This is a genomic window from Streptomyces oceani, from assembly GCF_001751245.1.
GTDB lineage: Bacteria > Actinomycetota > Actinomycetes > Streptomycetales > Streptomycetaceae > Streptomyces > Streptomyces oceani.
On sequence record NZ_LJGU01000111.1, the window covers coordinates 1 to 10,424 of the forward strand.

The following is a 10,424-nucleotide window of genomic DNA, read 5'->3' on the forward strand; positions in this document are numbered from 1 at the left end:
GGATCGGCGCGCGCGGCGGTGGCCCGGCCCGCACCAGCGCCCGTACGGCCCTCGGCGCGCGCGGCCGTGGCCCGGCCCGTCGACCCCGACGCCGGCACGGAGGCAGCGCAGAACGCGCAACGGTCGCCCAGGAGTTCCAGCCCGCACCAGTGGCACTCGTCCCGCCGCACCGAGGCGACCAGCTGGTAGAGCACCGAGACGTCCGGTATCGCCGCCGCGAACTCCATCAGCTTGCCCGTCCCCCACCAGCGCGCCGAGTCCTCGGGAAGGTACGCCTCCTGCACCTGGGAGACCCTCCAGTGCGGGGCGAGCGACTGCGTCACCCAGTCCGAGCTGAGGTTGCCGGTGGCGACGGTGAGCCGGGTGGCGTACTCCGGGCCGTCCAGGGTGTCCGAGTCACCGCCGCCCAGCCGGACGAGTGCCGGCCGCGGAGTGGCGCGTACGGCGAACTGGGCGCCCGGCATCCAGGACTTGGCGTGCGCGGTCAGCGAGACCGGGACCCGGTCCAGCTTGGCGACCGAGCCCAGCAGAGCACCGGCGTGGATGTAGTGGGCCAGCAGCCGCGCGGCCGAGCCGAGGACACCCGGGCTGAAGTCGCAGAGCGAGAGCTGACGCAGCTGACGCGCCAGCACCCCGGTCGCCAACGGCGGTAGTTGGACGGGCAGCAGCGCGATCCGGTCGCTCTCCAGGATGGCGCGGACCGTGTGCAGTCGATGCAGGAAGGGGGTGGGCAGGGTCGCGGGATAGACGGCGATGAGGTGCCCGTGCTGCCGCAGCAGGCCGTACGTCTCGCTGAGCGCGGCCTCCAGGGACTGCTCCCCGGGCGGGGTGAGGACGTGCGCCCGCGGGGTGTAGCGGTCCGGCGGGGACAGCATGTGGCCGCGCCTGGTGACCGCCAGCGCAGTAGTCACGTCCGCTCCCCCTGTCCACGACGCCCTGTTCTTCGGGTCGAGTCGGCGGCGTGCTGCCGCTCCACGACCGAGCGGTCCGGCCCGGCCGGTGAGCGCCCGGCTACTCGACGTACGACATAACACCTTATCCGCGTGCCCGTCGGCAGAGAACCGAGAGCGCTACCCCGCACCCTGCCGCACATCTCCCAACTACCCACCGCCGGACGCTCTCAGCCTGTCGATGCGCGAAGTCTTGACATGTCCATTGGTCTGGACCAGTCTTCCGGGCACGGTCGGGCTCGCGCGGACCCGGATGGCACGTGCGGCGCCGACGACCGTGTGGAGACAGACGGTGGCCACCGCTCCCTTTCCGCGTTTCGCCCCCCACTCCCAGATGCCTTGGAGGCAGCAGTGGAACGCAGCACTCGCGCAACGGAACTCCCCCACAGAAACCGCCACGCCCCGCGGCGCCACCGGACCATGGCCTCGCTGGGCGCCGCGCTCGCGGCGACGGCGGCGCTGGTGGCCGTCAGCCTCGGCAGCGCGCAGGCCGCCGGGCCGGCCGACGCGCGTCCGGCGGCCGAGGCGCAGACGTCCGCCCAGTCGCAGCAGGCGGCGGGGTCCAAGGCGGCGGTGCCCGCGCACGCGGTCACCGGCTACGTGCAGAATTTCGACAACGGCGCGCCGACCCAGCGGGTCAGCGAGGTACCGGACGCCTACGACATCATCGCGGTCGCGTTCGCCGACTCCACGAACAACCCCGGCGAGATCACCTTCAACCTCGACCCGGCGCTGGCCTCGTCCACCGACCAGCTCAAGTCGGACATCGCGGCCAAGCAGGCCGAGGGCAAGTCCGTGATCATCTCGGTCGGCGGCGAGAAGGGCAACGTCACGATCAACGACGACGCCTCGGCGGCCCGCTTCGCCGAGAGCGCTCACGCCCTGATGCAGGAGTACGGCTTCGACGGGGTCGACATCGACCTGGAACACGGCATCAACGCGCAGTACATGACCAAGGCCCTACAGCAGCTCTCCGACCTGGCCGGACCGGACATGGTGCTCACCATGGCCCCGCAGACACTGGACATGCAGTCCACCGACACCGAGTACTTCAAGACCGCGCTGAACGTGAAGGACATCCTGACCGTCGTCAACATGCAGTACTACAACAGCGGTTCGATGCTCGGCTGCGACGGCAAGGTGTACTCCCAGGGCTCGGTGGACTTCCTCACCGCGCTCGCCTGCATCCAGCTGCGTGGCGGCCTGGACGCCAGCCAGGTGGGCCTCGGCACCCCCGCGTCACCCAGCGCGGCGGGCTCCGGCTACGTCGACCCCGCGATCGTCAACGACGCGCTGGACTGCCTCACCAAGGGCCAGAACTGTGGCCAGTTCAAGCCGGACAAGACCTACCCCAAGCTGCGCGGCGCCATGACCTGGTCCACCAACTGGGACAAGGGAGCGGGCAACGGCTGGTCCAACACGGTGGGGCCACACGTCGACGCGCTGCCGTAGAACGACAGCCGCCACAGCCGCCACAGCGGCGACCACCGGGCGAAGCGTGGGGGCGTACGGAGCAGCGACCGTACGTCCCCACCGCCGCTCACCAGGGCAGCTCCCGCACCTGCTGGACGCACAGCACGACGAACAGCACGCCGGACAGGAACAGCAGCGCGTTGCTCAGCCAGCCGTTGCGCCACTGGCGCGGTGTGCGGGAGGAGTTGAGCAGCCACAGCAGGGTCAGCGCCAGGAACGGCATGAAGAAGGCGCCCAGCACGCCGTACGTGATGACCAGCGCGAAGGGCTGCTCCAGCCAGAGCAGCGCCATCGGCGGGAAGGTCAGCCACAGGACGTACGCGCGGAACGGCAGCGACCGTTCCTGCTGCCCGCGTGCCACCAGGGCGACGCTCGCGGCGGGCTGCGAGCCGGCGGCCCCCGGGTCGGTCACGCCGGTGCCGCGCTCGTCCGTGGCTGCCGCGGCATCCGCGGCGTCCGCGGCGCCGGTGCCGCGCTCGTCCGTGCGTGCGGCGATCGGGCCGGCGCCCCGACCGGCCCGCAGGTGGTCCACGAAGTCCGCGAACATCAGGCTCACCCCGTGCCAGACGCCCACCAGCGAGGAGAACGACGCGGCGAAGAAGCCGATCAGGAACAGCTTCGCGGTGGTCTCCCCGAACCGGGAGGCCAGCACGTCGCTCAGGTCCAGCAGCCCCTCGTCGCCCTCCGCGAGCGCGATGTCGCTCGCGTGCAGCAGCTCGGCGCCGATGATCAGCATGGCGACGACGAAGATGCCGGTGGTGGCGTACGCGACCCGGTTGTCGAAGCGCATCATGCGCATCCAGCCGGAGTCGGTCCAGCCCTTGGCGTTGATCCAGTAGCCGTACGCCGCCATCGTGATGGTGCCGCCGACCCCGCCGATCAGGCCGAGGCTGTACAGGATCGAACCGTCCGGGAAGGTGGGCACCAGCCCGCTCAGCGCGGCCCCCATGTCCGGGGCGACGCGCAGCGCGACGTAGACGACGATCACGAACATCAGGCCGACGAAGACCATCATGAGCTTCTCGACCACGGCATAGCGGTTGAACCACACGAAGGCCAGACCGAGCAGCCCGGTGAGCACGCCCCAGAAGGTCATGCCCGGCCCGTCCGGGAAGAGCGAGCGCAGCGGGAGCGCGCTGGAGGTCATGGCCGTGGCGCCGTACACGAAGCCCCAGACCACCACGTAGACCGCGAAGTAGCCGGTGGTCCAGGGTCCGAGACCGCGCCAGCCGTCGAAGAGCGTACGACCGGTGGCCAGGTGCCAGCGACCCACCGCCTCGGCCAGCGCGATCTTGACGACGCAGCCGATCACGGCCGCCCAGAGCAGGGTGTAGCCGAACTTGCTGCCGGCGAGCAGCGTCGACACGAGGTCGCCGGCGCCCACGCCGGTGGCCGCGACGACGATGCCGGGGCCCAGGCGCCGCCAACTCGGCTTGCGCGCCGTGTCCTCGGGAAGCGCGCCGCCGGCAGGCTGGCCCGTACGGTCGGCCGGGTCCGTACCGCCCGGCTCCGCGCCCTTGCCCGGCTCCGTACGACCACCGTCCGCTCCGGGCTCCCGTGCCGCTGCCATCGCGCCTCCACTCGTCCGTCCCCGAGGTCAACCGTGGGACATCGTCCATGGCCACGCCTCGAATGAACAGACGGTGCGGGCACCGGAACCGTAGCGCCGACCGGACCGCCGCTTTCCTCCCGGTTCTACGCCGCGTCGTCCCCCTGGTCTCGTTTCCCGTCGTCGTCCTGGCTGTCGCTGTCCCCGTCCTCCCCGTCGGCCGCCTCCCGCTCCTCCTTGACGGCGTCCTCATGGCTCAGGACGACCTCGCCGTCCTTGATCTCGCCACGCCAGCCCTCGACGTCATCGTCGGCCTCCAGGGTGACGTAGCGCTGGAAGTGCTTGAGGTCCAGGCGCAGCCGCCGGCCCTGAGCACGCCAGAGGTTCCCGGTCTTCTCGAAGAAGCCGGCCGGGTAGTACTCGACGACGACCACCAGGCGGGTCAGGCTCGGGGTGATCTCGTGGAAGCTGACGACGCCCTTCGTGCTGCCCTTGGCGCCCTCCGAGGTCCACTCGATGCGCTCGTCCGGGACCTGCTCCTGGATGGTCGCCTGCCAACTGCGGTCGGAGAAGGCGACCTTGACCTTCCAGTCCGACTCGACCTCGTCGGACATCTTGACGCTCTGGACACCCTTGGTGAAGCCGCTGAACTCCTCGAGTTGCGTCCAGTAGTCATACACCATGCGACGGGGGAGCCCGATGTCGATCGTCTCCACGATGTTGGTCACCTTGCCGCCTCCTCCGCCGCCGCTGCCACCCCCGCCGCCTGCGCCGCCGAGGGCTTCCTTGGCGCCGCCGGTCACCTTGTCCTTGACGCCCTTGACCTTCTCGCTCAGGAACGCCTTCCCAGCCGATTCGCCCCCGAGCACGCGCTTGCCGATGCCCAGCAGGTCACCGCCGCCGGCGCCACTGCTCAACCGCTCGGTGAGGCCGGTGAGCTGGCCACCGACGGCGTTGACCGCTCGTTGGCCCTGTGCCTCCAGATAGTTCCCGATCTCGCCCTTCAACCGGTCGATTCCGGAAGGGCCGTCCGACTGCGTCTGCTGCTTGTTCGCTGCCATGACCGGCTACCTCCGGCGCGTACGGCCGGAGGTCACCGACCGACTGGACGACGTGTCCTCGGACTTCCCGGAGGACTTCGCGGACGACTTCGCGGACTTGGTCTCCGTGCTCGCACGGTCGCCGCCACCTTGGTCCTCGCCCTCCCCTTCCTGGTCCCGCTGCTGGTCCCGCTGCTGGTTCGTATCGTCCGGCGCCGCCTGGAGTGCCTGGGTGCGCTGCTGGAGGCGGTCCGCCAGCGAGTTCATGGTCCGGTCGGTGGCCGAGGTGAGGGCCGTACGCCCGGACTCCGCCAGCTCTCCCCGCACCTGCTCGCTCAGCCGTCCGAACTGTGGAGAGTCCTTCAGCGTACGAACTCCGTGCGTGAGGAGGTCCTGTGGGCTGACGGACAACCGCCGCCCCGCCGCGATGGACGCCAGCGTGAGCGCGACCTTGCCCTTTCTCGTGCGCCCCAGGACGTATCCGGCGGCGATGGCGGCCGTCAACGCGGCCTTCCTGCTGTCCTGCATCACGCCTCCTTCTGGCGAGAAGCGGGGAGTGTCCTGGCTGGTGCTCGGCATCGCCAGCTCACTCCGGGTCGGTGGCTGTCCGGTCCGTCGGGTCCGCCTCGCGGTCCTCGCTGCCCTCCGACCGCCGGAGGCGGCTGGCGAGGAGGTAGTCGACCCGCACGTCCTCGTACTCGACCCCATGGGTCACCGGATCGGGCAGGTTTCGGCGGCGACCGCGGGATACGGACTCGCGGCCGGGCGTGCCGTCGAAACGAACCTCGGTCTCCGGCGGCTCCTCGAAACGCAGCCGCTCGGCCTCCACCGTGGAGGTGAACTCGATGTCCCGGTCGGCAGTTCACGGCGGGCGTTCCCGGCGGTTGCCACGCCCGCCGTTCGTGGACTTCCCGGACCGCGCGGACGCGGATCTCGCCGCCGGCTTCTCCCGTCTCTTCGGCCTGCGGGGTGTCCGGTGGCCGGACTCGCCGTCGCCCTCCGCGGTCTGCTCGGAGGCCGCGGCACCAGCTTGTTCCCCGGCCTCGCCGACCGTACGGCTGGCGGTCTCGGCAGCCTTCCCGGCGCCCTCGCCGGCCCGCGCGGCGGTCTCGCCGGCCTGTCCGGCGGCCTCACCCGCGCCCTCCCCCACGTCCTTCGCGGCCTCACCCGCGCCCTTGCCGACATCCTGTACGGCCCCGCCCGCGCCCTCCCCCACGTCACCAGCCGCCTTACCGGCGCCCTCCCCCACGTCCTTCGCGGCCTCACCCGTGCCTTTGCCGACATCCTGTACGGCCCCGCCCGCGCCCTCCCCCACGTCCTTCGCCGCCTCACCGGCCCCCTCCCCCACGTCCTTCGCCGCCTCACCGGCGCCGCTGCCCACGTCCTGTACGGCCCCGCCCGCGCCCTTGCCGACATCCTGTACGGCCCCGCCCGCGCCCTCACCCACGTCCCGCACGGCACCGCCGGCACCCTCACCGACGTCCTCCACCGCCTCGCCCGCGCCACGTCCGATCTCGCCGACGGCGTGCCGGGCGCCACTGCCGACCTCCTGGACGGCGGACCCCACTCCGGAGGTCACCTGCTCGAGGATCTGCGGGTTCCGGTCGATGGTCGACAGCACCCGGCCGACGATCGCGGCGACGTTGTCCAGCCTGACCTTGAGCAGCGCCTGCGCCTCCACCCCCTTGATGTCGAGGTGTACGCGGCCCAGCCCCACGTCCGCGCCGACGTTGAGCTTCAGCAGGTCCAGGACCTCGGCCTCGAGCGAGACCCTGGCCCGCAGGTCCTGCACCTCCAGGTTGATCTCGTCGACCCGGAGTTGCGGCACGTCCAGCAGGACGTCCGGATCGCCGGACAGCCGTCCGCCGCCGGACCCGGCCTCCGGCAACTCTTCCGCCGGCTCCTCGTCCGCCGGCTGCTCGTCCACCGGCTGCTCGTCCACCCGCTCCGGGTACGGAGAGTCCTCCGAGCCGTTCGGCTCGCCCAACTCCCGGGACTCGCCCGTGCGGGACGCGTTCTGGTTCTCGGCGTGGTCGTTCATACGAACCCCTCAGCCCGCGACCTGAACCTTTTGCCCCATTCTGCCGGCCCACCACCGGTCCCGCATGTGCGCGCTCCGGGCCAGACACACACCCCCGCGTGGCCCCACGCGTACGGCCCCGGAGCGCCCTTGCCGGGGCGTTCCGGGGCCGCCGTACGCGACGCCCGTACGAGGTCGCCGTACGGGCCTGGTCAGACGAACAGGCTGAGTGCCACCGCGACCGCGAAGCCCGCGACGGAGAGCACCGATTCGAGCACGGTCCAGGACTTCAGGGTGTCGCGCTCGGAGATGCCGAAGTACTTCGCCACGATCCAGAAGCCGCCGTCGTTGACGTGCGAGGCGAAGATCGAGCCGGCGGAGATCGCCACGATCACGAGCGCCGTGTGCGCCTGCGAGAAGTCACCGGAGGTGATCAGCGGAAGCACGATGCCGGCGGTGGTCACGATCGCCACGGTCGCCGAGCCCTGCGCGACCCGCAGCACCAGCGACACCAGATAGGCCAGCACGATCACCGGCAGGCCCATGCCGTCGAAGGTCTCCGCGAGCGCGTCGGCGATCCCGCTGCCGGCGAGCACCGCGCCGAAGACGCCGCCAGCACCGACCACCAGCAGGATGTTGCCCACCGGCTTCAACGAGGAGGTGCACACCGTCTCCAGCGACTGCCGGGACCAGCCGCGCCGGATGCCCAGGAGGTAGAAGGACAGGAACAGCGCGAGGGTCAGGGCGACGAACGGATGCCCCACGAACTCGATCACCGAACGCAGCGTGGAGGGGTCAAGGGCGATGGACGAGAACGTCGCCGCGAGGATCAGCAACAGCGGGGTGCCGATGATCGCCAGCACCGTGCCGACGGACACCGGCGCCTCGACCGGCTTCACTCCGGAGGCCCGCTGCTCCTCGGCGATGACCCGCTGCGACTCCTCCAGCGCCTCCACCATGTCCTGCGGCACCTCGACGAACACCCGCTTGCCGATCCAGGCGGAGTAGGCCCAGGCGGCGAGCACCGCCGGGATACCGCAGATCGTGCCCATCAGGATGACCCAGCCCAGGTCGACGTCGAGCAGTCCGGCGGCGGCCACCGGGCCGGGGTGTGGTGGCAGGAAGGCGTGCGTCATGGACAGGCCGGCGAGCAGCGGCATGCAGTACAACAGCACCGATTTCCCGGAGCGCTTGGCCGCGGCGTAGACGATCGGCGCCAGCACGAAGATGCCGACGTCGAAGAAGACCGGGATACCGAACAGCAGTCCCGTCAGGCCCATGGCCAGCGGCGCCCGCCGCTCGCCGAAGAGCCCCAGCAGGCGGCTGGACAGCGCCTCCGCGCCGCCGGAGACCTCGAGGATCGCGCCCAGCATGGTGCCCAGGCCGATGATGATCGCGACATGCCCGAGGATGCCGCCCATGCCGTCCTCGATCACCGACACCGTGTCGGACTGCTGAACGGTGCCGAAGAGTTCGGTGACCGAGAGGCCGGCCGCGAGTCCGGTCGCGATGGATACGGCCAGCAGCGCGACGAAGGGTTGCAGACGCACCTTGATGATCAGGAAGAGCAGCAGTGCGATGCCGAGCACGGCCACGGTCAGCAGACCCGCCGTGCCGTCGACGAGCAGCAACAGTCCGCCGGTGTGTGGCGGGCTCTCCGGTTCGGCGCCGGCTATGTGCATAGGGGGACCTCGTGATTCCGGGCGTGTCCTCGCGGACGGATGGGTGGTTCAGGGGGTGGCTCGCCGTGCGTGGCTCGCTGGGGCGCGGTGGCTCGCTGAGCGGTGGCTCACCGTGCGGGCGGCGACGGTAGTACCGGGGGTGCTTGTACGTGAGAGGTGCCGTGTGTGAGTGGTGCTGGGTGTGAGTGGTGCTGGGTGAAGGGCCTGTGCGTTGATCCGGCGCGTCGCGACCTGTGGCGGCCCCCGAGGCCCGGCCGCGCGCGGGCGCGGCCGGGTTGGCGCTCAGTCCAGTACGGCCAGCGCGTCCATCTCGACGAGCAGGCCGGGCGGCAGGCCGACGTAGACGGTGGTACGAGCCGCCGGCGGCGCTTGGAGCCGCTGCTCCGCGAAGTAGGCGTCGTAGACCTCGTTCAGCTCCGCGAAGTGCGCGGTGTCGGTGAGGTAGACCCGCAGCATGATCACGTCGTCCCAACCGGCGCCGCCCTCCTCGAGGATGGACCGTACGTTGGCGAAGGTCTGCAGGGTCTGCTCACGCAGCGAGGGCCCGGCGGGGGTCGGCGCCTGGCCCTCCACGGCGGGCAGGAAGCCGACCTGTCCTGCGACCTGGAGGAGGTTGCCCTTGCGCACACCGTGCGAGAAGCGGGCGGGTGGCGTGGTGTGCGTGCTGGGGACGTACGCGGTCTTCTCGCTCATGTGGGCTCCCTGACGTTCCTGGTGTTCCTTGATCTGTCGTGTTCCCGGGCCGTCCCGGCCCGGAGACTGGGACCGTCCCGGCCCGGAGACTGAGACCGTCCCGGCCCGAAGACTGGGACCGTCCCGGCCCACGGGCTCTCTGGGCTCAACCGGCCCTCCCGGAGTACTCCGCGCTCACGGCCTCGGCCGTGCGCCGCACCAGCGGGAGCAGCGCGAGGAGTTCCTCGGCGGTGACCACCACGTTGGGGGCGGAGACCGACATGGCGGCGACGACCCGCCCGTCGGCGCCCCGGATGGGCGCGGCCACGCAGTTGATGGACTCCTCGTGGCCGCCGAGATCGGTGGCCCAGCCCTGTTCCCGTACCTTCGCCAGCTCCTTGCGGAAGGCGGCGGCGTCCGGGATCGAACGGGCCGTGTAGCGGGGGTAGTCGAGGCTGTCGGTCAGCGCGCGCCGTTCCGCCTCGGGCAGGTCGGCCAGCAGCAGCTTGGCGACCGCGGCGACGGTGATCGCCACCGGCTTGCCGATCCGGGAGTACATCCGTACGGGATAGCGGCTCTCCACCTTGTCGATGTACAGCACCTCCTGCTCCTCGTACACGGCGAGGTGCACGGTGTGGCCGGTCTGTTCGCCGAGGCGGGAGAGATGGGGGTGCGCGATCTCGCGTACGTCGAGGTTCTCGATGGCCTCCTGGGCGAGCGCGAACAGCCGTGCGCCCAGCCGGTATCGCTGGTCCCGCTGACGGTAGACGATGCCGTGCTCGTCGAGGGTGCGCAGCAGCCGCAGCGCGGTGGACTTGTGTACGCCGAGTCGGCCCGCGACCTGTTCCAGGTTGGCGGGCCCCTGGGCGAGCAGGGGGAGGATGGTGAGCGCTCGGTCGACGGTCTGACTCATGGTGCCGTTGCCTTCTGTGTGGTCCAGCCGGGGCCGAGTCGCAGTGTGCCCCACGTCGCGGAGTCGGCCGCGACCAGCCGGTCGGCGTGCGCGCGGGCGGGCGGCTCGGCGAGGTCGCCGGGCAC

The 10,424-nt window shown here is 71.1% G+C and carries 10 protein-coding genes and 1 pseudogene; 1 reads left to right on the forward strand and 10 read right to left on the reverse strand.

Annotated elements, in window-relative coordinates; translation table 11 throughout:
- A partial coding sequence (locus AN216_RS05435) for a hypothetical protein (RefSeq protein ID WP_244502331.1) occupies positions 1-911 on the reverse strand: 911 nt, incomplete at its 3' end.
- A 459-nt stretch (positions 912-1,370) separates the two neighbouring features.
- Here AN216_RS05435 and AN216_RS05440 point away from each other — a divergent pair.
- The gene (locus AN216_RS05440) at positions 1,371-2,402 is read left to right on the forward strand and encodes a chitinase (protein WP_070195450.1); all 1,032 of its coding nucleotides are present in this window, start codon (positions 1,371-1,373) and stop codon (positions 2,400-2,402) included.
- A gap of 88 nt (positions 2,403-2,490) precedes the next feature.
- Here AN216_RS05440 and AN216_RS05445 read toward each other — a convergent pair whose 3' ends face one another.
- The 9 genes and pseudogenes from AN216_RS05445 to AN216_RS29985 form a co-directional block, all read right to left on the reverse strand.
- Positions 2,491-3,993: an Nramp family divalent metal transporter gene (locus tag AN216_RS05445; RefSeq protein ID WP_079166290.1), complete on the reverse strand. Its 1,503-nt coding sequence runs from the start codon at positions 3,991-3,993 to the stop codon at positions 2,491-2,493.
- Positions 3,994-4,118: 125 nt separating this feature from the next.
- Positions 4,119-5,033, reverse strand: coding sequence for an SRPBCC family protein (locus AN216_RS05450; RefSeq protein ID WP_070195451.1), 915 nt, complete (start codon positions 5,031-5,033; stop codon positions 4,119-4,121).
- Between the two features lie 6 nt (positions 5,034-5,039).
- Positions 5,040-5,540, reverse strand: coding sequence for a hypothetical protein (locus AN216_RS05455; RefSeq protein ID WP_070195452.1), 501 nt, complete (start codon positions 5,538-5,540; stop codon positions 5,040-5,042).
- A 58-nt stretch (positions 5,541-5,598) separates the two neighbouring features.
- Positions 5,599-5,841: a hypothetical protein gene (locus AN216_RS05460; protein ID WP_212732673.1), complete on the reverse strand. Its 243-nt coding sequence runs from the start codon at positions 5,839-5,841 to the stop codon at positions 5,599-5,601.
- A 33-nt stretch (positions 5,842-5,874) separates the two neighbouring features.
- Positions 5,875-7,053: a hypothetical protein gene (locus AN216_RS29980; RefSeq protein WP_070195454.1), complete on the reverse strand. Its 1,179-nt coding sequence runs from the start codon at positions 7,051-7,053 to the stop codon at positions 5,875-5,877.
- Positions 7,054-7,244: 191 nt separating this feature from the next.
- Positions 7,245-8,714, reverse strand: a complete 1,470-nt coding sequence (locus tag AN216_RS05470) for a GntP family permease (protein WP_070195455.1) — start codon at positions 8,712-8,714, stop codon at positions 7,245-7,247.
- A 282-nt stretch (positions 8,715-8,996) separates the two neighbouring features.
- Positions 8,997-9,407: a RidA family protein gene (locus AN216_RS05475; RefSeq protein ID WP_070195456.1), complete on the reverse strand. Its 411-nt coding sequence runs from the start codon at positions 9,405-9,407 to the stop codon at positions 8,997-8,999.
- Positions 9,408-9,552: 145 nt separating this feature from the next.
- The gene (locus AN216_RS05480; protein WP_070195457.1) at positions 9,553-10,299 is read right to left on the reverse strand and encodes an IclR family transcriptional regulator; all 747 of its coding nucleotides are present in this window, start codon (positions 10,297-10,299) and stop codon (positions 9,553-9,555) included.
- Positions 10,296-10,424, reverse strand: a pseudogene (locus tag AN216_RS29985) (sugar kinase); the annotation flags it as partial. The pseudogene AN216_RS29985 and the gene AN216_RS05480, both read right to left, overlap by 4 nt.